The sequence below is a fragment of the uncultured Acinetobacter sp. genome (genome assembly GCF_947626835.1).
Taxonomy (GTDB): Bacteria; Pseudomonadota; Gammaproteobacteria; order Pseudomonadales; family Moraxellaceae; genus Acinetobacter.
Map to the genome: position 1 here is coordinate 18,443 of NZ_CANQTS010000019.1, position 24,794 is coordinate 43,236.

Below are 24,794 nucleotides of genomic sequence, written 5' to 3' on the forward strand. Positions count from 1 at the left end.
CAATCCTTCTCATGATTGAACTTGGTATACTGATATGGACTTAAAAACTCTCCCCGGCTTATTTATTTCTCATGGCTCACCGATGCTGGCACTTCACCCTGAACAAGTGGGTCCTGCCTTGTCACGTTTAAGCCTAAATTTACCTAAGCCTAAGGCGATTGTGGTCATGTCAGCGCATTGGGAAAGTCAGGCTTTAGAAGTCAGTACCGCAACTCGTCCTGATACTTGGCATGATTTTCGTGGTTTTCCACGCGAGTTATATGAGATTCGCTACCCTGCGCCGGGCGAGCCTGAGCTTGCTGAGCGCATTATCGCCCAGTTACATGCAGCAGGTTTGGCTGCCCATGCCAACAGTAGCCGCCCACGCGACCACGGCGTTTGGACACCACTGTTACATATGTATGCTGATGCAGATATTCCTGTCATCTCTATTTCATTGCCTATGCACATGAGTAGTCAGGAAATTTACCACATTGGGCAAATACTCAGTGTATTACGCCAAGAACAAATTCTCTTGATTGGTTCCGGCAGTATTACCCATAACTTATATGCTTTGGTTCGAGATGGTCGTCCTCAAGATGTACCTGTATGGGCAGCAACTTTCCGCAATTATGTGGTCAGTAAATTACAACATGGGGATGTAGACGCCGTTTTAGATTGGAACAATATTCCATATCTTGAGCAAAACCATCCTACTCTTGAGCACTTTGCCCCATTATTTTTTGCGATGGGCACAGGCCCGCGCTTTAGTATTGTACATAGCAGCTTTACGATGGGCTCACTAGGCATGGACATTTATCGCTTCGACTAAATGTTGCATGATCAAACGGATACATTTTGCTAACTAAATGCTGCAAAGTATCCGTTTGTTTTTGATTATATTAAAAACTATTTCACCATAATCTAAAAAATCTTATGCGCTTTTCTTATTTAGCCTTGGCTTTATTGCCTTTGACTTTAGCCGCTTGCCAATCGAATGACATTCAACAGGTGCGAGACCAAGCCATGCACATCATTCAAAAGCAAAACCCAACGAAAACTTTAACTGCTTATACTTGGCATGCTGACACAGGCGCCAAAAAACCTATGCTACTGAGTTTTGTAGGCGATCGTTTGAGTGTTCAAACCACCTGTAATAGCTTGGGTTCAACATGGCGTGTTGACAATAATACCCTAATCACCGGCAATACCATGATGACCCAAATGGCCTGCTCACCTGCCGATACACGTCAACAAGAGCTTGCCATTAAATTGCTCGATCAACGTGCTGTGCCTTTTGTCCTTGATGTGAGCGATCGGCAAGGTCCTACTTTAACCCTGATGGATGCTACAGGTCAGCGTTATATGTTCACGGGTCACATGACACCTGAAACCTTGTATCAAGGTGAAGCTCAAGTGATGTTTTACGAAATCCACCCACAAACCAAAAGTTGCACGGGCGTTGTGGCTCAGCAATGTTTGCAGGTCAAAGAAATTCGCTATAACCAACAAGGTTTAAAAACTTATCACGACGCCAATTGGAGTCTGTTTTATGACGCTATCCAAGGTTATCAACATAACCCCAATGAACGTCAAGTCATTCGAGTGAAACGTTATAGCATTAAAAACCCTGCTGCAGATCAATCAAAGTATGTTTATATTCATGATATGACGGTTGAACGTGGTCGCATTTAAATCACGCCATAAAAAAACCGCTCAATCGAGCGGTTTTTTTGATTTACCAATTAAAAATTAGTAAACACCTTGTGCAAGCATTGCATCAGCTACTTTTACAAAGCCTGCAATGTTCGCGCCATCTACGTAGTTAACAGTACCATCTTCTTTAGTACCAAACTTCACGCAGTTACGGTGAATTTCCTTCATGATCGCATGTAAACGCTCATCTACTTCTTCAAATGTCCAACCTAAACGCAATGCATTTTGTGACATTTCAAGACCAGAAGTGGCTACACCACCTGCGTTAGATGCTTTACCTGGTGCATAGAGAATTTTCGCTTCCACGAATTTTTCTACAGCAGCTAAAGTCGATGGCATGTTCGCACCTTCAGCAACACAGATCACACCGTTTGCAAGAAGTTGAGCTGCATCATCTGCATCTAATTCATTTTGCGTTGCACATGGAAGTGCGATATCACATTTGATTGACCAAGGACGTTGACCAGCTAGGTATTCAAAACCGTGTTTTTCGGCAAATTCTGAGATACGACCACGTTTTACGTTTTTCAAATCCATCACTTCTTGCAGAAGTTCTTCAGTGAAACCGTCTTTTACATAGACTGTACCGTTAGAGTCAGAAAGTGACACTACTTTGGCACCTAAGTACATGGCTTTTTCAGCTGCATACTGCGCAACGTTACCAGAACCTGAAATGGTCACGACTTTATCTTTAAAGCTTTCGCCACGGGTTTTAAGCATTTCTTCAGCAAAGTAAACTGTACCAAAGCCAGTAGCTTCAGGACGTGCTAAAGAACCACCAAAAGTTAAACCTTTACCGGTAAACACACATGAAGTGTCATTGCTGAGCTTCTTCATCATACCTGCCATGTAACCCACTTCACGGCCACCCACACCAATATCACCTGCTGGGATATCTGTGTTTGAACCTAAGTGACGGTATAACTCGATCATGAGTGCTTGGCAAAAACGCATGATTTCGCCTTCAGACTTGCCCTTAGGATCAAAGTCTGAACCGCCTTTACCACCGCCCATTGGCAAAGTAGTTAAAGCGTTTTTAAAGGTCTGTTCAAAACCTAAGAATTTTAAGATTGAAAGGTTTACTGATGGATGGAAACGCATACCACCCTTATATGGACCAATCGCTGAGTTGTACTGAACACGGAACGCACGGTTAACGTGAGTTTGACCCTGGTCATCGACCCAAGAAACGCGGAATTGAATCGCACGCTCAGGTTCTACTAAACGCTCAAGCAAACCATGGGCTGCGTATTGAGGGTTCTTTTCAATAAATGGCCAAAGACTGGTCATAACTTCTTCAACGGCTTGAAGAAACTCTGGTTGATATGCATCACGTGTTTTAACGTAATCTAGGAACTCGTTAAGGCTGTTGTATTTCAACGCTTAATCCTCAGCAGAAAGTGGATCAAAATTGGTCAAAATTTCAATCAATGATATATTTTGGCGCAGACAATTTAATATCTTTTGTTAACAATCAGCAATAGTTTTTTGAAAAAAACTTTTTTTTAGATTTAATAACAACCATTTAAATTAATTTATCCAACTTTTTTTCATGAATTTTAAAACAATTGATTATTGATAAAAATCAACTCAATCGAAGTTTTTTCGCACAAAATGTGAGCTGTTTTTGCACCACAGATTTTGTGCTTAAAACATGTTAATATTCCGCCTTTATCTGCTTGTTTTCTTGTTGCCCTTCGACTTACAAGATTTTTAACTTATGAACGCTCAAATCTCTCTCATTCAACAGATTGATCATCTGTTGCCGCAAACTCAATGTGGCTTATGTGGCCATCGTGATGGCTGTTTACCGTATGCCAAGGCTATTACTGAGGGAGAGGCTGCCAATAAATGTGTACCCGGTGGTCAACCTGTTGCAGATGCGCTTGCAAGGCTGCTCAAGCGCCCTCAGCTTAAGGCTGAGCCAAGTGCATGGCCTATCCAAATAGATGGCCGTCCGCAGCAAATGAAGGCGGTTATACGTGAAGATGAATGTATTGGCTGCACCAAATGTATCAGCGCCTGTCCTGTAGATGCCATTTTGGGCGCAGGTAAATTGATGCATAGCGTGTTATCCGATTTATGTACAGGTTGCGAGTTATGTATCGCACCTTGCCCCGTTGATTGTATTGATTTAATTCCAGACCCTCAGCCATTGCCTTCTGAACAGTTACGTATTGCCCAGCAAAATGATTTACGTGCCCGATACTACGCGCATATTCAACGCGAAGAAAAACGTCGCCTTGACCGTACTGGACCTGTGGTACGTGCTGAGATTAATACTCAACTTTTTGCGCAATTAACCCAAAATGACGCCCACACACCGCATATTGAAGTTGCAGAGAAAAAGCGTGATTTATTGGCGACTTTTGATACAAAAAGCACCATTGAGCTTGCCAAATTACGTACCCAAATTAAAAAATTGGAAAAACAATTGAGTGTACGTGACGATGCCACTAAACGTGCCTTGTTGCAGGATTTGCAGCAACAGTTACATGCATTAGGAGCTTAAGATGGTCAGTTCTCGTGCTCAACCTGTAAAAAACATGACCAAAAAGCAAGTACAGACTTTTTTTGAACGTTTACGTGAACAACGTCCACATCCACAAACTGAACTGAACTTTTCGAGTCCTTTTGAACTCTTGGTTGCCGTGACTTTATCTGCTCAAGCGACTGACGTGAGTGTTAATAAAGCCACCGACAAATTATTTCCTGTCGCCAATACACCCGAAGCGATTTACGCCTTAGGCGTTGAAGGTTTAAAACACTATATTAAAACCATCGGTTTATATAATTCCAAAGCCGAAAACGTGATTAAAGCTTGTAAGATGCTCATTGAATTACATGCAAGCCAAGTACCCAGTAACCGTAAAGATTTAGAGGCGCTACCTGGTGTGGGGCGTAAAACCGCCAATGTGGTACTCAACACAGCCTTTGGGCAACCGACGATGGCGGTCGATACGCATATTTTTCGTTTAGGTAATCGGACTGGTTTGGCTGTAGGTAAAGATGTACTTGAAGTCGAGCAACGTTTACTTAAGGTAATTCCCAAAGAATTTATGCTTGATGCGCACCATTGGCTGATTTTGCATGGGCGTTATTGTTGCATTGCCCGTAAACCCAAATGCCACGAATGCGTGGTCAGTGATGTGTGCAATTGGCCAGATCGTTTTGATTTTGGCGCCAGCAAACCGATTGTGGTCAAAAATATCGATGCTTAAGTCATCGATATTTTTATACGTCTGGTTATTTGTCTTGCTGCTGTTTATCGCGCTGTTGTTGCAATTTAGGATGAATTTTATATTGCTTTGAGCTGCCCACATCACGCTGTTGCTGTTGGGTTTGACGTAACATTTTAAAACTGATGTAAATCAAGCCGAATAATAGAATTAAACCGACGACTACTAACACAATCGCACCAATTTTTAGCACACCTAACTCTCAACACAATAAAAAAGAGCCCTAATATGACTTAGGACTCTTTTAATGTCAAAACAAGTCAAAAACTTATTTTGCATCACCTAAAATGGCAAAAAGATCAGTTTGTACGTCATCAATTGGACGTAAACCGTTTAATTTGTCATAAGTCGGTGCATTTTCACCTGATGCAGCACGGCTTTGATAGAAGCCAACGAGCTGTTCAGTTTCAGCGTGGTATGAACCTAAACGCTTGCGAATGGTTTCTTCTTGGTCATCAGCACGTTGTACCAAATCTTCACCTGTTTCATCATCTTTACCTTCCACTTTTGGTGGGTTGTAAACGATGTGATACACACGACCCGACGCAGGGTGCTGACGGCGGCCTGATAGACGTTGTACGATCTCTTCATCTGGTACATCAATTTCAATCACGTGATCAATGTTGATGCCTTCTTTTTCTAAAGCTTCAGCTTGCGGAATCGTACGTGGGAAACCATCAAAGATACAGCCATTAACACAATCTGGCTGTGCAATACGTTCTTTGACTAAACCAATAATCAGCTCGTCTGAAACTAAGCCGCCACTTTCCATGACGCTTTTAGCTTTAAGACCAAGTTCTGTTCCTTCACGAATTGCAGCACGGAGCATATCACCGGTTGAAATTTGTGGGACATTGTAGCGCTTACAGATCAACTGAGCTTGTGTACCTTTACCTGCTCCAGGTGGTCCGAGTAAGATAATGCGCATAATAAAAACATCCTCATGTTTAATATGTATATGACACTTCAAGCGATTGGCCTGTCAGCATCGATTTTATAAGAAAGCCACAAACAAATGTATTAAGCCGGCTAAGAATCCGGTTACCCCTCCCAATACAATCAAAATCCATTCGTCTTCCTGAAATGCAGGACGTAACAAATTCTGAAACTCTTGTGGCGTTAGGTCTCGAATACGTTCACGGAACATTTGATAGATTTTCTGTGCACGGCTCGCATTAAAGGCTGGGTCGCATACAGGCACCATCGTAATTTCAATTGAACGATCAATCAAGTCTGTCTTGAGCTTTGCATACTCTTTTGGGCCCAAAGACAGCTGTAAAGTGGTCCGCACCAATGGCGTATCCATAATTTGGTTGATGTGTCGCTTGACGATCCGACGTGTACGATCTTTACGACTACCATACATCATTTCAGTCATAATGGTTTTTAAAGTAATGAGCTCTTCGGTCACAATCTTGGCAAATACAGTGGATACTTCATCTTGACGCTTCATAAACGCGCCTTGAATGTTGTAACTCCCCATGCGCGGCACAATCGGTTTAATCCAAGGAAATTGATGATCTTGCGTACGTTTAAAAAACTGTGGATAACGCACCGGATGTGGCAGCATGGGATTAAACACCATCCAAATGGCAATCCAGTTGGTCAGTAAGCCCCAAATTGCCGCCCAAATCGGGACTGTCCAATGCCACGGCACCACAAACCAAATCACCATTTGGATCAGACCAAAACCCACCCCAATTAATGCACTGATATGCCAAATAAAATTAATCTCTTTTTGGCCCACCGTTAAAAACATCCGTACCATTAAACGACGGTCGCCTTCCATACGACGCACGATCATTTCACGCATGTCGACCAAAGTTTCCACATTCATGGTCAGTTCAGTCACCAATTCTTTTAAAATATTGGGTAATTGTTTATGTGCTTGCGCAAAAATTCGGCGCTTAATGGCATAAGGCACGTTTTCCCATAAAATTGGATTACGCTCGAGCATGACCTCTTCAATTAAGGTTTCTAAGTCGGCATCAATTTGCACACCAATAATATCTGCCATTTCGTCAGGGTCCATGGCATGTAAAAATTCTTGTAATGAGCCGAGTTTAGACAAGGCATTGTCGGTAATCACCCCTGAGATATGCCCCGCCTTTCGTGGCACAATCCCCTGCCAGCCTACAGGGATGGGACCGATATGAAAGCCCCAAAAATGAACTGGAAAAAATACCATTTTCAGCGCCATCCATACATGCGCCCATGTCACAAACGCGGTGACAGGTACAATACTCACTACACCCCAAAAATCAGGTCGATTTAAAAATGCAAGCCACAATTGATGGATGTACTCAAGCATGTAGGGATTCCAAGGCAGGTTGGGGTGGCATCACAGCCAAAATTACAGTTCATTAAGCTGCTCTATCATAACCATTTTTTGAATCAAGCGTCACTTAACTGTGTTAAGAAAATGTATTACTACGTGCAATATGAGGCATGCTTGTGTCATTTAAACCGCAAAGCCTAGAGCTTGATTTACACATGAAAAGATTTGATCAAATCACGCAAAATTGCAGCATATGCGCTAGAATAGTGCTCTTCGTTTTTCGCCTCATTTAAAAGCCGATTGTGTATGAAACAGCACTTGCCCCTTAAAAATGTCCAACAGGAAAAGCGCATTTTTCGCAATCGTGTCTTTATTGCCATGGGGATTGTGGCGTTTTTTTTATTGCTGTTGGTGTCTCGCTATGCCTATTTGCAAATTATCAGTTATGAAGAATTTCATACTGCGTCTGATAAAAACCGAATTCGCTTGCAACCGCTTGCACCTGCGCGTGGTTATATTTATGACCGTAATGGCGTATTGTTGGCCGACAATTATCCGGTCTTTTCAGCAACCTTAAGCCGCGCTGATGTTGAAGATATTGACGATACTCTAGCGCGTTTAACACCGATTTTAGCGTTAAGCGAAGAAGATATTAAAGGCTTTCAAAGCCGTATTAAAACCTCTCGTAAAACTGAACGTGTGGCGATTAAACTTAATTTAACTGAGCAAGACATTGCCAGATTTAGTGAAATTAAATATCAATTTCCCGGCGTAAACATTGAAACGCAAATGACACGCTATTACCCACACGGTGAGTTATTTGCCCATGTGATTGGCTATGTGGGGCGTATTAACGACAAAGAACTCAAAAGCATTGATAAAGATGCATATGCTGGTACCAACTTGATTGGTAAAATTGGGGTCGAAAAATCCTATGAAGATTTATTGCACGGCGTACCCGGCAATGAATCGGTGGAAGCCGATGCCTTTGGTAATGTACTGCGCCATTTAGGGCGTAAAGACCCCATTCGTGGCAATGATTTGTTTTTATCGCTTGATTATGGTTTACAAGTGGTGGCCTCACAGCAATTGGCCGGGCGTCGTGGTGCGATTGTTGCCATGGACCCCAATACAGGTGAGATTTTAGCTTTAGTGTCTAGCCCCAGCTTTAATCCTAACTTATTTGTAACGGGTATTAGCCATACCGACTATTCAGCACTACGCGATAACTTAGATCAGCCTTTATATAACCGTGCGGTACAAGGGGTTTATCCACCGGGTTCCACCATTAAACCAATGTTTGGTTTAGGCGGCATTCATTATGGTTATGTCAATTGGCAAACTGCCATTTCAGACCCGGGTTATTTTACTTTACCCGGCGATAGCCACCGTTTCCGTGACCATAAAAAATCAGGTCATGGTACTGTGAATATGCATAAAGCCCAAGTGGTGTCCTGTGATACTTATTTTTATGTGTTGTCTTATCGTATGGGCATTGAGAAAATGGATGCATGGATGCGTCAGTTTGGATTTGGTGAAAAAACCGGTGTGGACTTACCCAGTGAAAGTTCAGGTCTGTATCCTAACCCTGCTTGGAAAATGCGCACCCGTGATGCCAAATGGCTCAAAGGTGAAACCATTTCGGTGAGTATTGGACAAGGTGCCTTTACCTCTACCCCTTTACAATTGGCGATGGCCACTGCCATTACTGCCAATCAAGGCTTAAAAGTCACCCCTCATGTACTGCGTGAAAGCCGTGGCGCCAAAAACTTTAAAGTCCATAATGGCACCAATGGCAGCATTGACTTTAATGGCAAAGCTGAAGATTGGATCAAAATGCGTGATGCCATGGTTGACGTGATTCAATCAGGCACCGGTAAAGGCATTAAAAGTGGACTGCAATATCAAATTGCAGGTAAAACAGGTACAGCACAGGTTAAAAGTATTGCGCAAGGCAAACGCTATAACGAAGCCTTACTCAATGAACGTCAGCTTGACCATGGTTTATTTGTAGGCTTTGCCCCTGCTGAAAAACCTGCAATTGCCATTGCGGTGATTTTAGAAAATGGCCGTGGTGGTAGTGCTGCAACGGCACTTGCGCGTCCAATTTTTGACTATTGGCTACTTAAACGTGATCAGCAACCCATTCGTCCTGATGCGGCTCAAGTGAGCGGTGGGCTAATGACCGCCGGCTTAAAGCCAAGTGAACTGCCAAGTGGCAACAATGTACTACAAGCCGACCAAACGGCTGTACCCAATGTAACCACACCTATTAACCGAGATTAAACATGAAAAACCAATTACGTATTATTGGTGGCGAATGGAAACGTCGCCAACTGCCCTTTGCCAGCATTGAAGGTTTACGTCCAACACCTGACCGTGTGCGTGAAACCTTATTTAATTGGTTAATGTGGGATGTGCAAAATGCGCAGGTTTTAGACTTGTGTGCAGGTTCGGGTGCACTAAGTTTTGAGGCATTGTCACGCGGTGCTAGCCATGTGGTCATGATTGAACCGAATGTTGAACAGGCCAATTTTTTAAGAAAGAATTTAGAGCTGCTTAAAATTACCAATCAGCGTGCGCAATTAAAAGTTGCTACGGCACAACACGCCATTTCAAGCTTGAAGCAATCTTTTGACTTAGTGTTTTTAGACCCACCCTATAGCTTAGACTTATGGCAAGAATTAGCACAATTGGCTGACCCTGTAATTGCCAATCAAGCCTTTATTTATGTTGAAGCAGATTGTGATTTAAACCAGTTGGTTTTACCCAATACATGGCATTTGCTTAAAAATACCAAGGCCGGCACAGTACGTGCAGGCTTGTACCAAAAACAAAGCGTATGATGGCTTGGTTGAAATAGCGCTTTATACACAGCTTAGATCTCAACTCACTTTTGCAGCGGTGATGATGCTTTGCTCATATTTTATGTGAATAACGTTGCTATTTATTGACCAAACAAGCAAAAGCTGCACATTATTTTTATAATTGTTTATACAATAGTAGGATCTTTTCATTTAAATCATTGTTATGAGACTTGGCTTTATCATCAGCAGTCTATTGCTGTTTAGTGGCTGCATGTTTGGTGCATCCCAAGAAATTCAACGTGCTGAAGCACTGTTGGCACAATTTCAATGTCTTAATGTGGAAAGCCACCATATTGCGCACAGTGCCATGACCAGCTATCACCAACAAAGTTTGGCCAGTAGTCGTGAAAAAGCCGAAGCCTATCTAAACAGCTATAAAGCTGGTGACTATGATTTACATTTACCCCTGTCTGAGATGATTGAAGAGCAATATCAAAAGTACCATGCAGCCTGTCAGTCGCTTGGTGGCTTGCCTATCGATGCACCATAAACAGGGCTTGTGCCCTGTTTTTTTATAAATAACGTTGATCTAAACTAAACTGCTCTGGATATTTTGGACTGATATTGGCATAAAATTGCATAATTTCACGCATATCCTGTTGCATATCACCGCTTGGATAAATGATTTTACCCACCCCAGTTTTTTGCTTGGCATAATCCATATAAGCCAGTGCAATTGGTACACCCGCATTTAAAGCAATATGATAAAAACCCGTTTTCCACTTTTCTTGTTTACTACGTGTGCCTTCAGGGGTGACCAACATGACCAACTTTGGATGGATAGTAAATAGCTCAGTCATCACTTCAACCATGCTTGGACGTGCATCACCGGGTTGCTTAGGGTTACGATTAATCCCAATGCCACCCATTGCACGTACAAATGGACCAAAAGGCAGTTTCATATAACTGTCCTTAATAGTAATCCTTACATTCACACCTAAAGCTTTAAGCGCCAAACGCGCATATAAAGCATCCCAATTACTGGTATGCGGCGCTGCGATCATGACACATTGGTCTAAATCTAATGGCCAATGGTTATCCACCTGCCAACCTAAAGCATTCAAGCTACGTTCTGCTAACTTCTCAAACACACTGCTGTCTCAAATTTTATTTCAGACTTAGTTTAACAAGCTTAAGGTTCAAGATCATTGCCTCTCAATAAATAAGGGCTACTGGTTTTTAGCGCTGTATGCATTGTAAAAAAAGTACATGATATGCACAAAAAAAGCACAATCTATAAATTATATTTTGGCCAAAATTCATCTGATCTACATTAAAAATCGAGTTGACATGAAAAATATACTGTTATCTAGTTGTATCGTCATTGCTGTTGCACTCAGTGCTTGTTCTGGGCCTACTGAAACCACGTCCAGCCCTGCACCTAGCAGCAATACCCAAGCAAGTATGAGTGACAATCCTGCGCCAAATACCAACAATTTAAATTGGGTGGGAGATTATAAAGGCGTGTTGCCCTGTGCAGATTGTAATGGCATTGAAACGGAGCTTGAACTCAAAGCCGACAATAGCTATGAGTTGTCAGAAGAATATTTAGGCAAAAATAATCAAGAAGCCAAATACAAAGGTGAGTTTAGTTTTGATGCCAGCAACAAGATCATTACTTTAGACAAGCAAGGACAAAATCGTAAGTTCTTTGTAGGCGACAATTTTATTGAACTCAGAGACATGCAAACTGGCGAGGCGTTTGATAGCCAACTTAATTATAAATTAATAAAAGAATTAAATTAATGTTAAAAAAAACCCAGCCGAAGCTGGGTTTTTTAGGGTCCATCAAAGCTTAAGAAATTAAGCTGAGAATTGGTTCATGGTGTTTTTAGCATCATCGCCTGCTTTAAGCGCGTTGTCACCAGCAAAGATTTCTTTGTGATCATCACCGATGTCAGAACCCGCCATTGCTTGGTGTTTAACACAAGCGATTGAACCGCGGATTTCTTTACGTTGTACGCCAGCAACATAAGCCAACATACCTTCAGAACCGAAGTAACCTTGAGCAAGCTCATGAGTAGAAAGCGCAGCTGTGTGGTAAGTCGGAAGTGTGATCAAGTGATGGAACACACCAGCTTCACGTGCAGCATCTGCTTGGAATGTACGTACTTTTTCGTCAGCTTCAGCAGCTAATTCAGTTGCATCGTACTCAGCGCTCATTAATTTAGCACGGTCGTAAGCAGAAACGTCTTTACCTTCAGCAACCCAACGATCGTACGCTTGTTGACGGAAGTTTAACGTCCAGTTGAATGATGGAGAGTTGTTATAAACAAGTTTCGCATTTGGAACTGTTTCTTTAACACGGTTCACCATGTGAGCGATTTCAGCAACGTTTGGTGTTGCAGTTTCGATCCAAAGAAGGTCAGCACCATTTTGTAAGCTAGTTACACAGTCAAGTACAACGCGGTCAATTTGCGTGCCTTCACGGAATTGGTATAAGCCAGAAGCTAAACGCTTAGGACGGTGTAATTTACCATCACGTTTGATTAAGATTTCATCTTCTTGTGCTTCTGAAATATCAATTTCAGTTGTGTCTAAGTAGCTGATGTATTGAGAAGCGATGTCGCCTGGCTCTTTAACCACTGGGATTTTTTGAGTTAAATCAGCGCCTTCAGAGTCAGTACGTGCAACGATGATACCGTCATCAAGACCCATTTCTAAGAATGCATAACGTAATGCATGGATTTTAGCGATGAAGTCTTCATGTGGAACAGTTACTTTACCTGCTTGGTGACCACATTGTTTCGCATCAGAAACTTGGTTTTCGATTTGAAGTGCACATGCACCCGCTTCGATCATTTTCTTAGCTAAAAGGTAAGTTGCTTCTTCGTTACCAAAACCTGCATCGATGTCGGCAATAATTGGCACAACGTGAGTTTGGAAACCGTCGATTTGAGCAGTAATTTCTTCAGCTTTAGCTGTATCGCCTGCTTCTTGTGCTTTTTTAAGTGCACGGAACAAGTCGTTTAATTCTTTCGCGTCAGCTTGACGTAAGAATGTGTAGATTTCTTCGATCAATGCAGGAACAGAAGTTTTTTCGTGCATAGATTGGTCAGGTAAAGGACCGAATTCAGAACGAAGTGCAGCAACCATCCAACCAGAAAGGTAGATGTAGCGACGTTCAGTTGTACCGAAGTATTTTTTGTTCGCAATCATTTTTTGCTGTGCGATAAAACCGTGCCAGCAGCCTAGTGATTGTGTGTACTTGCTAGAGTCAGCATCATAAGCAGCCATATCACGACGCATGATTGCAGCTGTGTATTTCGCGATGTCTAAACCAGTTTTAAAACGGTTTTGCATTTGCATACGTGCAGCATCTTCAGGAGAGATGTCTGCCCATGTGTTGCCGAATTTTGCTTTTAATTCGCGGATTGCATCAATCGCTGTTTGATATGTAGTCATGATATTTCCCTGTATTAATTTTAGGACTTTTCCCAACGATTTGCTAAAATCTCACCCTCATGTACTTGTTTAGATTATGAGCGCCTCGTTGCATTGAATACAGATTAGTTGGCTTAAAAAATTTAATCCAATAGTCTGCGAGAATTTCCGACATTTATTTAAAAAATACGTAGCTAAAAGTCGTATAGTTTGCGTGATAGTACTTTTTAAATTATTGTTTTTTATATATAAAATATTTAAACGGTTTTTATATTTTGTATTTTTATTCAGCATTAGACCTAAGTCTTAAGGCACTTTTTTCTGTAATTTTTGACGTAGTTTTAATTTAACTTGAGCCATCTTGCTTGATTTATGTACTTGGTCTTAGATTCATTTTCATATGATAAAGTCTGTGAATAGGATGATTCTTATCTAGCATGTATCTATGACTACGTGTTGTATGACAGGATAAAAACGCGGCTTTTTTAAAACCTTGCCTTACACAAGGTGTATGGCTTATGGCATAATCACCAGTAATTTCATAATTTTATTCTCGGTATTTTTTTTATGAATCTGGAGCGGGTCGACCTTAATCTACTAATTTACCTTGATGTACTCCTTCGCGAAAAAAATGTCACCCGCGCCGCAGAGCAATTGGGTGTCACGCAACCGGCGATGAGTAATATTTTGCGTCGCTTACGCAATTTATTTAATGATCCTTTATTGATCCGCTCATCTGAAGGCATGACCCCGACAGAACGTGCTTTAGAATTACAACCGCGTATTCGTGATGCTTTATCTGATCTGTCGATGATTTTAGAGCCACGCACCGAATTTCGTCCTTATACTTCTAATCGTGTATTTAGAATTATGACCTCAGATTATGCTGAGGCCACCTTAGTACCACGTTTGGTCAAAGCTTTGCGTGCTGAAGCACCCAATGTTGTGTTGGACTTTTTAACACCAAGTGATGTGTCATATCGCGATATGGAACAAGGTAAGGTCGATTTAGCCATTAACCGCTTTAATGAAATTCCGCAAAGTTTCCATCAAGTTTTGGTATGGCGTGACAGCTTTTCATGCTTATTAAATCCAAAACATCCATCTGCTGCCAACTTAAATCTCAAAAGCTATTTAGATGCCCAGCATATTTGGGTCTCTAAAACAGGTATGGGTGTCGGTTTTGGGGTTAATCCTGACAAACAAGCCGGATTGGGGTGGATTGACCAAGCTTTAGAGCGTATTGGACAAAAACGTAAGATTTCGGTGTTTACCCGTCATTATCAAATGCCTGGATTATTGGCCTCCAATGTGGATTTAATTGCCACATTGCCAAGCCGAATTGCGCGTTTACAAGCCAAAAGCCAAAATATCTTGATTAAAGACCCACCCTTTTATATCCCTGAATTTGAATTAAAAATGGCATGGTGTCCACTGCTGCATCATCATCCGGCGCATCGTTGGTTACGTCAGTTGATTTTATATGTGGCGCGTCAAATGATTGAGGAAGAAAATCGCGAATATTTGCAAAATAATTCACAAATTTCTCCCTACTAAGTTTATTTTTGCACTTTGATGTTATTTAGCCGTGTAAAGAAAATACGCTACACGGCTATTTTTATGTTAAAAGATCAATATAAATAATAAGATTCTCATCACAGGTGAACCCGTGAGCCTCTTTCAAAATATCCTCATCATCATGCTCTTAATTGTCGGGGCAGGATTTTTATCGTTAACCGAAATTGCCTTAGCCGGTGCACGCAAGGTCAAACTCAAGATTTTAGCCGAATCAGGCGACGAACGTGCACAGCGCGTCATGGACTTACAGGAAAACTCCGCTGATTTCTTTGCTGCCTCACAAATTGGTCTCAACGCTGTTGCAATCTTAGGTGGTATTTTAGGTGAAGGGGCGTTTCGTCCTTATTTCATGGCATTTGTGGCACAGTTTTATACTGGACCTTGGGCAGAAACCATTGGCTTTGCACTATCTTTTACCCTCGTTACCTCCTTATTCATCTTATTTGCCGACCTGATGCCTAAACGCTTGGCCATGATCGCACCTGAAAAAATTGCCGTCAGCGTCATTGATCCCATTCAAGTATTTATTAAGGTCTGCCGACCTTTGGCTTGGATGATCAATACCATTGCCAATGTGTTGTTTCGCTTATTTAAAGTCAATACCACACGCGACGACAATATTACCTTTGCCGATATTTCAGCGGTGATGGATGCCGGTGCACAAGCGGGCGTGTTACTCAAACAAGAACATCATTTTATTGAAAACGTATTTGAGCTTGAAGAACGTAACGTACCGTCTAGTATGACCACCCGTGAAAATGTAGTCTATTTTACTTTAAATGAATCAGAAGACAGCATTCGACAAAAACTGGCTGAGTATCCTTATTCTAAATTTTTAGTCTGTAATGAAGACATTGATAGCGTGATTGGGTATGTAGATGCCAAAGACATCTTGGTGCGTATTTTAAATAATCAATCTTTATTGCAACTTAATGAATCGACCATTCGTAATGTACTCACCATTCCAGATACTTTAACTTTATCGGAAGTACTGGATCGTTTTCGCTCCACCAAAGAAAAGTTTGCAGTGGTGATCAATGAATATGCCTTGGTGGTGGGGGTGATTACTCTGTCTGACATTATGATTACCGTGATGGGCGATTGGGTCACCCCAATTGATGCGGATTTACAAATTATTAAACGTGATGAAAATTCATGGTTGATCGAAGGCAGTACACCGATTGAAGACATTAAACATGCGCTTGAAATTGAAGAATTGCCTGACGAAGAAAATTATGAAACTTTAGCTGGCTTTATGATGTACAGCTTACGTAAAATTCCACGTCCTGCTGATTCGGTTGAATATTTAGGCTTTAAATTTGAAGTGGTCGATGTGGATCATTTTAAAATTGACCAACTCTTGGTGACACGTTTGGTCACCCAAGCCCAAAACGCTTTAGATCAGGAGTAAAATACCATGTCACTGTCTGCGATTGTGGCCTGCTTGGCGGTTTACTCGGCTTTATATTGTATTTATTTTTTCTTTGCCGATGTCAACAATGGTTTACTTATCCTCGCAGCCATTGCTTTACTCATTTTTGCCGCCAAAATCAGCCCGTATGCTTATGAGCGCCGCGCTAAACGCTTTAATGACACTTTAATGTGGGGCGACTATTGGTATTGGCCACTCATGACATGGTGGCGCCTATTTATTTTGCCTGCCAAACTGCTATTACGTTGGTGGTATGATTAAAAAAAGCGCCTTCAAGGCGCTTTTTTTTAAATCTTATCGCTTGCTCAATAAGGCATCTAAAACTGCTTGATAATGAATGCTGATGTCTTCTTCTAGCACTTTATAAGCATTGTCGAGCTGTACCATTGGCCAACCTTCTTTCCAAAATGGGAAGATATTATGCAAATCTTGCGTCACGGTTGCATCTTCACGAATAATGGCTTGCGCCACTTGTGATAACACTTGTGCCGTTTCAGCCCCATCAATGGCTAAATAATCAATGCCACGTACTTTTAAAATGCGAACACGGTCTTTTTTATAGCGAATTTTTTTGGCTTGACCTTCGTTTAGACCTAAAGCCAATACCACAGCTTCTACAAATTTATCTTCAAAACTTTGGTGAAGAACCACTAAGGCTTGTTTATGCGCTTCTTGACGCCCCGCTTTACCACCGGCACGAATCACTTCTTGTGCTTCGATGTTGAGCTCATCGTTTTTCATAGACTGCAAAATGTCTAAAATTTCGATATCGCTTAAGTTTGCAGGAGAATGTTCAGTCATAAACTGCCTTTGAAGAATAAGAAAACTAAAGCGCTATTTTGGCATAATTTGCTTACGAAATATATCATGCGACGGCATAAGCTAAAAATAAAAAATCCCCCAACTGTGGAGGATTTTTAGTCACAAATTAATGTTTTACTTCAACCACCACTTTCCCAACATGTTCACCAGTATCCAGTGCTGCATGGGCATCTTGAATTTGCGCAAAGTTAAAGGTTTTATAAATCATTGGAATGCATTGACCTTGTTCTAACAATGGCCACACATGCGTTTTTAAACCTTGGGTAATTGTGGCTTTTTCTTCTGTGGTACGTGCACGCATGGTCGAACCTGTGATGGTTAAACGCTTCATCATAATTTGACCCAGCTTAACCTCTTTGGCTTTGGCACCACCTAAAAATGCGATATACACTAAACGTCCATCACGGCGCAATAAATTTAAGTTTTGCTCTAAATACGGCGCACCAACGATATCTAAAATGACATCAACACCGGCTTTGTCGGTTGCAACTTGAATCACCTCTTCAAAATTTTGGGTTTTATAATTAATTGCGGTAGTTAAATGCGAAATCGCTTGCACTTTTTCATCTGAGCCCACAGTGGCAAAGGTGTTTAAACCTAAAGCTTGGGCGAGCATAAGTGCTGTGGTGCCAATACCACTGGTTCCACCATGCACCAATAAAGTTTCCCCTGCTTTGGCTTTGCCCATCTCAAACACGTTGGCCCATACCGTAAAGAAGGTTTCAGGAATAGCCGCAGCTTGTACAAAGCTTAAACCTTGAGGAATGGCTAAAGTTTGGCTCTCTGGCACCACGCAATACTCGGCATAACCACCGCCATTGGTCAAACCACAGACCTGATCACCCACTTGAAATTTGGTAACGTCACTGCCTACCGCAGTAATAATCCCAGCCACTTCAAGACCTGGCACAGGTGTCACACCTTTAGGCATTGGGTATAGACCTTGGCGCTGTAAAATATCTGGACGGTTAATCCCAAAAGCATGTACCTGTACCAAGACTTCATCGGCTTTGGGCGTTGGAATGGCAAAGCTTTCATAGGCCAGTTTTTCAACGCCACCCGGCTCGGTAATGATAATCTGCTGCATCGTTGCTTGTGACATACCCGATTCCTTTTGTTTGATTTTTTTAAATAACTGAGGCTTAGCAACATAAAATAAAAGTCTATAAATGCCAAGTCTAGATTGTAATTTTTGCCTCTGCCAAGTGTATCAACATAAACTCATGACAGAGTGATGTAAGTCATTAAAATTTAATATGTAATATTTCTTTTCCTTTATGACAGCACCATCGCTTTGTCATAAAGGCACGCTATGTTGCCTAGATCATAATGATCACTTGAGAATAAACTGTATGAAACGTGCCTACTTATATAGCACCATTTTATTATGCTTAAATTTAGCAGCCTGCTCGGATGACGACGATCAAAATAATAATGTCACAGGCCCCAATATCACATCGCCTGCACCTCAACCCACGATTCCTGAACAAGTGGTTCCGTTACCTGAAATTTATTTAGATGAAAACTTCGATCAGCTCAACGCTTTACCTGCCAATTGGATGCTACCTAAAAATAATGCAGGACAAGTTTATATTGAAAATGGCGACCTTTATTTAGATGGGCGTGCCAATGATACGCAAATGACCTCTGTATTATTACCTGCTGAATATCAACAATTGCGTAACTATCGTATTGACTTAGAATTTAGCTATGTTGAAGCCAATAATGATGGGCGTTGGGCCAGTATTATGTACCGTGCTGCCGATGAATATGCTGATCCTGCTTTTAGTCCGTATTATCAATTTGCCATGCGTAAGCAGACCACAGGCAATAGTGGTTTAGAATTATCGTTACGTATGCCCACCAATGCATGGAATGTCTTGCAAAAATCTGCGCATCATAAAGATATCGGCTTAAATAAAACCCATAAAGCCACTGTCATTGTGCATGGCAATCGTGTGCGTCATTATTTAGATGATCAGTTGGTGTTAGACAGCAGTTTACCCTATAACCTTAATCAAGGTGGTATTGGCTTATCCAGTGCAGGACTTTTAATGAAAGTCAGTCATTTAAAAGTCACTGAACAACTCGATGCCTTACCTGAGTCCAATAAAGTCACTGAGTTGGTTGATCAAGCACTTCCTGTTGCAATGGCACCGACCCTGATTCAATCTGCTGGCCAAAATCTTACACCAAGTAGCGTCACACATGTGGCTTATCGCCTTGATGCAGCACTGAATTTAATTGACAGCAATCAAAAAAATGTCATGTCGTTAACCAGCTATTTACAAGATAAACAGCGAAAAACCCTGCCACTTTTACACATTGACCATCCTGCCACTTTAAATGCGTTAGTTGCAATTGCTGGCGATTACGACCTGGCTGACTTGACTTTGCTGTCGGACAATGTCGATTTATTACGTCAAGCGCGTATTGCGCTGCCACAATTACGTACTGCACTTGATTACTCAACCAAAACCAACTTAACGAATCGTAAGCAGGACTTAAATACGGTTGTGCATAATACCAATGTGGCACTTGCGAAAATTGTGATTTTACCACCGCAACTGACCACCCGTAGCAGTGTTAGTCATTTACAACGTCTACTGATTACACCTTGGGCAAAAACCACACAAAGCAATGCGCACGAAGCAGCCCGAATTCTCACTACAGGCGTCAACGGGATTTGGAGTGATACACCAGAAGTCTATGCCGATATTATGCAGAGCATGGCACCCAATACCTTATTACGTAAGCCTTTAATTACAGGACATCGTGGTATTCCTGCCTTAGATGATGAAAACACCTTAGAGGGAACTTTAAAAGCCATTGAAGTGGGTGCTGATGCGGTTGAATATGATGTGTATTTAAGTCAAGATGGCCATGTGATCCTCATGCATGATACGACTACTACACGTACTACAGGTGTAAATCGCAATATTGAAGACATGACCTTAGCTGAAATTCGTGAGTTACGTACCTTAGGTTACAACCGTGCTGTACCGACCATGCAAGAAGTGCTTGCAGAAGTTAAAAAATTCCCGCATGTCACCAATTTTATTGAGATTAAAAGCAGTAATCCGGCCATTATTCCTAAAATTAAACAGCTCCTTGATCAATACGATGCCTACGATCAAGCGATTGTGATTAGCTTTAATGGCGAACAAATTTTAAAAATGAAAAATGTGTTACCAGGTGTCTCTACAGGCTTGTTAACCAGTACGCCTGCGGCACAAAGTGACTTGGTCAACACACGCCGAATTTTAGATGCCACGCAAAAATACTCATCGACCTTTAACCCGTCATTTAGTGGTCTGAGTCAGAGCCTCATGCAGCAGGCTGCACAACGTGGCGTGACCTTTTGGCCATGGACGTTCCGTTTAAATAAAGATGATTTTAACCGCATGTATGTGCAGGGTACGCATGGTTTAACCACTGATTATGCGCATGATGCATCAAACTTTGTGGTACAACTCAGCACAGCAAAACAAGTGACCGCACAAGTGGGGCAATCAGTGAGTATTGTAGGTAACTTGCATACTCAACTGGGTCAAACCCAAGCGTATGTCTTTAATGAAATGTTGGTCTTACCAAATTCAGCTAAATATAGCCAAAATGGACAAGCCGTGACCTTTAGCGAAAAAGGGACAGCTTATGTGATGCCACGTTATCAGTATCAAATTGCCCCCAACTATATTTATACCTTATATGCTGAACCTGTCAGCGTGACGGTACAATAAAACTTTATCTTTTAGAGTTAAGGAAAATCTGATGATTTTCCTTAACTCTCTGGTGGCTGTGCCACAATTTTACTAAGTAATTTACGTACAATCGGTAACATGATCATGATCAGTGGAAATGCCATCAGCCACGATAAGCTCCAGGCATGTAACCATATACTTAAAAAACCTTCTGCTACACCAATTTTTAAATAAATGTTAAAACATGAGATTGCCCCACTCATAATGCCCGATAAGATCAATGGCATCAGCCAGGTTAAATGTTTAGGGTGAATTTTAAGACGCATAGATCAATCCCATTTTTAGTAAATGACTTATTCTAATAGCAAGTGACTCAATACATGGACTATTTTCATCAGCCCTCAGGAATAGATACTTGATGGTTAAAATACGACCAAATAGCCAAATCGATTCAACCATTTTAAAGTCATAGATTACTTAAGCAAGATGATTTGAGTTAACCATGCTGTTTATAATTTTTAATCATTTGCGTGGTCACATCTTCAGGATAACAGATTGGTGTATAACCCCCTGCACGATGCTAAGCACTGCGATTACCACAGCGACTGTCATTACTCGCTATATTATAAGGACACGGACAATTCCCCGGATAATCCTCAATAGATTCTTGAATGATTTTCTGCTTCATCTGTTCTGTACTTTGTGCCTGTTTTGCTTCGATAGTAAAACTAAAAGCTAACCCTATTAAAAACAATAATTTTTTCATATCACCCCCTAAAATGCTGCGTATTATAAGGGCTTAAATTATTTTGTGCAGTCCATCACAAAGATTTCTTTATTTCATAAAGTTTAGGCAATAAAAAACCCGCCATTCGGCGGGTTTTCTCAAATCAGTTCAATCTTAAAGACAAACTAACTCAATAATTTGTTCAGCCAACTCTTCAACTGTATCAGTCGTTAAAGTTGCATCTGTACCTTCAGCTGTATCTGTAATAACAACAACACCTGTTTCACGAAGCAATACTACTTGCTGTACCTCAAGACCGGCTTTAGCAAGTGCAACGATACCTTGTTGCAGCAATAAGCTCTCTAAAGCTTGTGCATTTTCAAGTGCAGCATTCGACACAGTGACCGCAGCAGGTTTTTGACCTAAACGTGCAGCACGATCTTCTGCAGTCACTGGATTGCTATGCGCTGTCCATTCCACAGCTTCTTCAACCATACCTGCACCAATCGTCACGTTGTTTAAACGATCAATGAAGATAAACGAACCTGTGTAACGGCTGTCTTGATAGCGATCAAATACCACCGGCGCATCAAATTCAACCGTCACATTAGCAATTGAATTCAGCTCTAGGCTTTCAACTTGTGCTTTTTCAAGTGTATTAACATTAGTACGGTAGTTAATTGCGGTCACTTTTGCAGGTACAGTCTGCGTACCCACTTTTAAGTTATATAACTTACCAATCACTAATGGCTGATCTGCCATCCATACCACAGTGGCATTCACTGAACGTGAAATATAAGGCGCTGCTTGATCGGCACGTACAAGTACATTACCACGCGAAATATCAATTTCATCGTTTAAGGTTAAAGTTACCGCTTGACCTGCAACTGCACGCTCAAGGTTGCCATCAAAAGTGACGATTTCCTTTACTGTAGATGATTTACCTGATGGTAAAGCAGTAATCGTATCGCCTACTTTCACTTCACCTAGCGCAACCGTACCGCAGAAACCACGGAAATCGAGGTTTGGACGGTTGACATATTGCACAGGGAAACGGAAATCTTGTTTTTGGCTGCCACGGCTAATTTCAACCGACTCAAGCGTACCCATTAAGGTTTGGCCTGTGTACCACGGTGTATTTGGTGATTTATTCACCACATTATCACCATTTAACGCAGAAATTGGCGTAAAGATGATATTGGCAGGTTTACGATCACCCAGTTGGTTCACGAAGTCAGCATATTGTGCTTGGATCTCATTGAAACGTGTTTCAGAGAATTCCACTAAGTCCATTTTATTGATCGCAACAATAATGTTCTTAATGCCAAGTAAGCTTGCAATAAACGTATGACGACGGGTTTGGGTTTGTACACCGTAACGCGCATCAATGAGGATAATCGCAAGGTCACAAGTGGATGCGCCTGTTGCCATGTTACGGGTATACTGTTCGTGTCCCGGGGTATCGGCAATAATAAACTTACGTTTTTCTGTTGAGAAATAACGATACGCGACATCAATGGTAATGCCTTGCTCACGCTCTGCTTGTAAACCATCCACAAGCAATGCCAAATCTGGCGCATCACCTGTAGTACCCACTTTTTTAGAATCACGGGTTACCGCTTGTAATTGATCTTCATAGATCAATTTTGAATCGTAAAGCAGACGGCCAATGAGCGTCGATTTACCGTCATCGACATTACCGCAGGTTAAAAAACGCAATAAGTCTTTATTTTCGTGTTGTTTCAAATAGCCCAAAATATCTTGGCTAATTAAATCTGATTGATGAGACATTGCTCAAACTCCACATATTCTTTAGAAATCGGTTTTAATCCCCGCATTCCCCCTATAGCTTTAGGGGGAACTTACACACGTCTTGGTGTGCTTGGGCAATTTTTAGAAGTAACCTTCTTGCTTCTTTTTCTCCATCGAACCTGCTTCGTCATGGTCAATCATACGACCTTGACGTTCAGAGCTCGTGGCAAGCAGCATTTCTTGGATAATTTCCGGTAAGGTGTCGGCAGTTGATTCAACTGCACCTGTCAGTGGATAACAACCTAACGTACGGAAACGCACCGATTTCATTTGTGGAACTTCACCTTCTAATAAAGGCATACGTTCATCATCAATCATAATAAGTGTGCCACTACGCTCGACCACAGGACGTTCTGCAGCAAGGTATAGCGGTACCAATGGAATACTTTCTAAATAGATGTATTGCCAAATATCCAGCTCAGTCCAGTTTGACAATGGGAAAACACGGATGCTTTCGCCTTTATTGACTTTACCGTTATACAGATTCCAAAGTTCAGGACGTTGGTTTTTTGGATCCCAACGGTGCTTTGAATCACGGAATGAATAAACACGCTCTTTGGCACGTGATTTTTCTTCATCACGACGTGCGCCGCCAAATGCTGCATCAAAACCATATTTATCAAGGGCTTGTTTTAAGCCTTGCGTTTTCATGATGTCGGTATATTTTGAGCTACCATGATCAAATGGATTAATGCCTGCATCTACACCTTCTTTGTTTTGATGCACAATTAAATCAAAACCATGGGTTTTTGCCATGTTGTCACGAAAGGTGATCATGTCTTTAAATTTCCAACCCGTATCAACATGCAATAATGGGAATGGAAGTTTGGCAGGATAGAACGCTTTGAGGGCTAAATGCAGCATGACTGCTGAATCTTTACCAATGGAGTAAAGCATCACTGGGTTTTCAAACTCAGCGGCAACTTCACGGATGATATGAATACTCTCAGCTTCAAGCTGTTTAAGATGAGTAAGTCTTTCCTCATTTAATGACATGGACAACACCAGCTTAGAATACGTGTACTTATTACACTTTTAAAGATATTTTGCCATTATAGTGATTTACTTTTCATAACGATTGCTTGTTTTATGATATTGATATGCAAAATCTTCATATAGAGCAAAACTGATATATTGTATAAGTTTTTATGCAAAAAATGCTGTAAATTGGCGATACTTATTATAACCTGAGTTCGATGAAATCCACTTAACCTTTTAGCATATTTTGGAAAGTTGGCTTATTGGGGTTCAAACAATAA

At 41.4% G+C, this 24,794-nt stretch carries 23 protein-coding genes and 1 pseudogene; 12 read left to right on the forward strand and 12 right to left on the reverse strand.

The window, feature by feature from the left end:
• Window positions 1-34: 34 nt before the first annotated feature.
• Window positions 35-811 (forward strand): class III extradiol ring-cleavage dioxygenase, encoded by a 777-nt coding sequence (locus tag Q0Z55_RS08570; RefSeq protein WP_297427072.1) that lies wholly within the window; start codon window positions 35-37, stop codon window positions 809-811.
• A 104-nt stretch (window positions 812-915) separates the two neighbouring features.
• Window positions 916-1,674 carry a DUF4377 domain-containing protein gene (locus Q0Z55_RS08575; protein WP_297427074.1) on the forward strand — a complete coding sequence of 253 codons (759 nt, stop codon included), beginning with the start codon at window positions 916-918 and terminating at the stop codon, window positions 1,672-1,674.
• A 57-nt stretch (window positions 1,675-1,731) separates the two neighbouring features.
• Here the strand turns inward: Q0Z55_RS08575 and gdhA are convergent, their stop codons facing one another.
• On the reverse strand, window positions 1,732-3,075 hold the full coding sequence (gdhA, locus tag Q0Z55_RS08580) for an NADP-specific glutamate dehydrogenase (protein WP_297427077.1): 1,344 nt from the start codon (window positions 3,073-3,075) through the stop codon (window positions 1,732-1,734).
• 340 nt (window positions 3,076-3,415) lie between these two features.
• Here gdhA and Q0Z55_RS08585 point away from each other — a divergent pair, with 340 nt between their 5' ends.
• Complete coding sequence (locus Q0Z55_RS08585) at window positions 3,416-4,207, forward strand: RnfABCDGE type electron transport complex subunit B (RefSeq protein WP_297427079.1); 792 nt, start codon at window positions 3,416-3,418, stop codon at window positions 4,205-4,207.
• Window position 4,208: 1 nt separating this feature from the next.
• Entirely contained in the window at window positions 4,209-4,916 is a 708-nt protein-coding gene (nth, locus tag Q0Z55_RS08590) for an endonuclease III (RefSeq protein ID WP_297427080.1), read from the forward strand.
• Between the two features lie 25 nt (window positions 4,917-4,941).
• On the opposite strand, the gene Q0Z55_RS08595 is transcribed toward nth, so the two are convergent.
• The 3 genes from Q0Z55_RS08595 to Q0Z55_RS08605 form a co-directional block, all read right to left on the reverse strand.
• Window positions 4,942-5,127, reverse strand: a complete 186-nt coding sequence (locus Q0Z55_RS08595; RefSeq protein WP_297427082.1) for a hypothetical protein — start codon at window positions 5,125-5,127, stop codon at window positions 4,942-4,944.
• Between the two features lie 75 nt (window positions 5,128-5,202).
• Entirely contained in the window at window positions 5,203-5,862 is a 660-nt protein-coding gene (adk, locus tag Q0Z55_RS08600) for an adenylate kinase (protein WP_297427084.1), read from the reverse strand.
• 66 nt (window positions 5,863-5,928) lie between these two features.
• Window positions 5,929-7,245, reverse strand: coding sequence for a hypothetical protein (locus Q0Z55_RS08605; protein ID WP_297427086.1), 1,317 nt, complete (start codon window positions 7,243-7,245; stop codon window positions 5,929-5,931).
• Window positions 7,246-7,518: 273 nt separating this feature from the next.
• On the opposite strand from Q0Z55_RS08605, the gene mrdA reads away from it, so the two are divergent.
• The 3 genes from mrdA to Q0Z55_RS08620 all read left to right on the forward strand — a co-directional run bounded on the left by mrdA (window position 7,519) and on the right by Q0Z55_RS08620 (window position 10,569).
• A complete protein-coding gene (gene mrdA / locus Q0Z55_RS08610) occupies window positions 7,519-9,498 on the forward strand; it encodes a penicillin-binding protein 2 (protein WP_297427088.1) in 1,980 nt (659 codons plus the stop codon).
• A 2-nt stretch (window positions 9,499-9,500) separates the two neighbouring features.
• Window positions 9,501-10,058 (forward strand): 16S rRNA (guanine(966)-N(2))-methyltransferase RsmD, encoded by a 558-nt coding sequence (gene rsmD / locus Q0Z55_RS08615; RefSeq protein ID WP_297427090.1) that lies wholly within the window; start codon window positions 9,501-9,503, stop codon window positions 10,056-10,058.
• Window positions 10,059-10,290: 232 nt separating this feature from the next.
• Window positions 10,291-10,569: a hypothetical protein gene (locus tag Q0Z55_RS08620; RefSeq protein WP_297427092.1), complete on the forward strand. Its 279-nt coding sequence runs from the start codon at window positions 10,291-10,293 to the stop codon at window positions 10,567-10,569.
• Window positions 10,570-10,591: 22 nt separating this feature from the next.
• Here Q0Z55_RS08620 and Q0Z55_RS08625 read toward each other — a convergent pair whose 3' ends face one another.
• Window positions 10,592-11,170 carry a 1-acyl-sn-glycerol-3-phosphate acyltransferase gene (locus tag Q0Z55_RS08625; protein WP_297427093.1) on the reverse strand — a complete coding sequence of 193 codons (579 nt, stop codon included), beginning with the start codon at window positions 11,168-11,170 and terminating at the stop codon, window positions 10,592-10,594.
• 199 nt (window positions 11,171-11,369) lie between these two features.
• Here Q0Z55_RS08625 and Q0Z55_RS08630 point away from each other — a divergent pair, with 199 nt between their 5' ends.
• Window positions 11,370-11,825, forward strand: coding sequence for a copper resistance protein NlpE (locus Q0Z55_RS08630; protein ID WP_297427095.1), 456 nt, complete (start codon window positions 11,370-11,372; stop codon window positions 11,823-11,825).
• Between the two features lie 57 nt (window positions 11,826-11,882).
• Here Q0Z55_RS08630 and Q0Z55_RS08635 read toward each other — a convergent pair whose 3' ends face one another.
• Window positions 11,883-13,484: an isocitrate lyase gene (locus Q0Z55_RS08635; protein ID WP_297427096.1), complete on the reverse strand. Its 1,602-nt coding sequence runs from the start codon at window positions 13,482-13,484 to the stop codon at window positions 11,883-11,885.
• Between the two features lie 546 nt (window positions 13,485-14,030).
• Between Q0Z55_RS08635 and Q0Z55_RS08640 the strand changes: the two genes are divergently transcribed.
• From Q0Z55_RS08640 to Q0Z55_RS08650, 3 genes are all read left to right on the forward strand, one after another.
• On the forward strand, window positions 14,031-15,020 hold the full coding sequence (locus Q0Z55_RS08640; protein ID WP_297427098.1) for a LysR family transcriptional regulator: 990 nt from the start codon (window positions 14,031-14,033) through the stop codon (window positions 15,018-15,020).
• Between the two features lie 112 nt (window positions 15,021-15,132).
• Complete coding sequence (locus Q0Z55_RS08645; RefSeq protein ID WP_297427100.1) at window positions 15,133-16,452, forward strand: hemolysin family protein; 1,320 nt, start codon at window positions 15,133-15,135, stop codon at window positions 16,450-16,452.
• A gap of 6 nt (window positions 16,453-16,458) precedes the next feature.
• Window positions 16,459-16,734, forward strand: coding sequence for a hypothetical protein (locus tag Q0Z55_RS08650; protein ID WP_297427102.1), 276 nt, complete (start codon window positions 16,459-16,461; stop codon window positions 16,732-16,734).
• A 33-nt stretch (window positions 16,735-16,767) separates the two neighbouring features.
• On the opposite strand, the gene Q0Z55_RS08655 is transcribed toward Q0Z55_RS08650, so the two are convergent.
• The gene (locus Q0Z55_RS08655) at window positions 16,768-17,274 is read right to left on the reverse strand and encodes a hypothetical protein (protein WP_297427103.1); all 507 of its coding nucleotides are present in this window, start codon (window positions 17,272-17,274) and stop codon (window positions 16,768-16,770) included.
• A gap of 127 nt (window positions 17,275-17,401) precedes the next feature.
• Complete coding sequence (locus Q0Z55_RS08660; RefSeq protein ID WP_297427105.1) at window positions 17,402-18,397, reverse strand: NAD(P)H-quinone oxidoreductase; 996 nt, start codon at window positions 18,395-18,397, stop codon at window positions 17,402-17,404.
• A gap of 250 nt (window positions 18,398-18,647) precedes the next feature.
• Here Q0Z55_RS08660 and Q0Z55_RS08665 point away from each other — a divergent pair, with 250 nt between their 5' ends.
• The gene (locus Q0Z55_RS08665) at window positions 18,648-21,035 is read left to right on the forward strand and encodes a glycerophosphodiester phosphodiesterase (RefSeq protein ID WP_297427107.1); all 2,388 of its coding nucleotides are present in this window, start codon (window positions 18,648-18,650) and stop codon (window positions 21,033-21,035) included.
• A gap of 41 nt (window positions 21,036-21,076) precedes the next feature.
• Here Q0Z55_RS08665 and Q0Z55_RS08670 read toward each other — a convergent pair whose 3' ends face one another.
• The 4 genes and pseudogenes from Q0Z55_RS08670 to cysD form a co-directional block, all read right to left on the reverse strand.
• Window positions 21,077-21,322 (reverse strand): DUF2798 domain-containing protein, encoded by a 246-nt coding sequence (locus Q0Z55_RS08670; RefSeq protein WP_297427109.1) that lies wholly within the window; start codon window positions 21,320-21,322, stop codon window positions 21,077-21,079.
• A 170-nt stretch (window positions 21,323-21,492) separates the two neighbouring features.
• Window positions 21,493-21,762, reverse strand: a pseudogene (locus tag Q0Z55_RS08675) (hypothetical protein).
• A 135-nt stretch (window positions 21,763-21,897) separates the two neighbouring features.
• A complete protein-coding gene (gene cysN, locus Q0Z55_RS08680; RefSeq protein ID WP_297427111.1) occupies window positions 21,898-23,514 on the reverse strand; it encodes a sulfate adenylyltransferase subunit CysN in 1,617 nt (538 codons plus the stop codon).
• Between the two features lie 102 nt (window positions 23,515-23,616).
• The gene (gene cysD, locus Q0Z55_RS08685) at window positions 23,617-24,531 is read right to left on the reverse strand and encodes a sulfate adenylyltransferase subunit CysD (protein WP_297427113.1); all 915 of its coding nucleotides are present in this window, start codon (window positions 24,529-24,531) and stop codon (window positions 23,617-23,619) included.
• Between the last annotated feature and the right edge of the window lie 263 nt (window positions 24,532-24,794).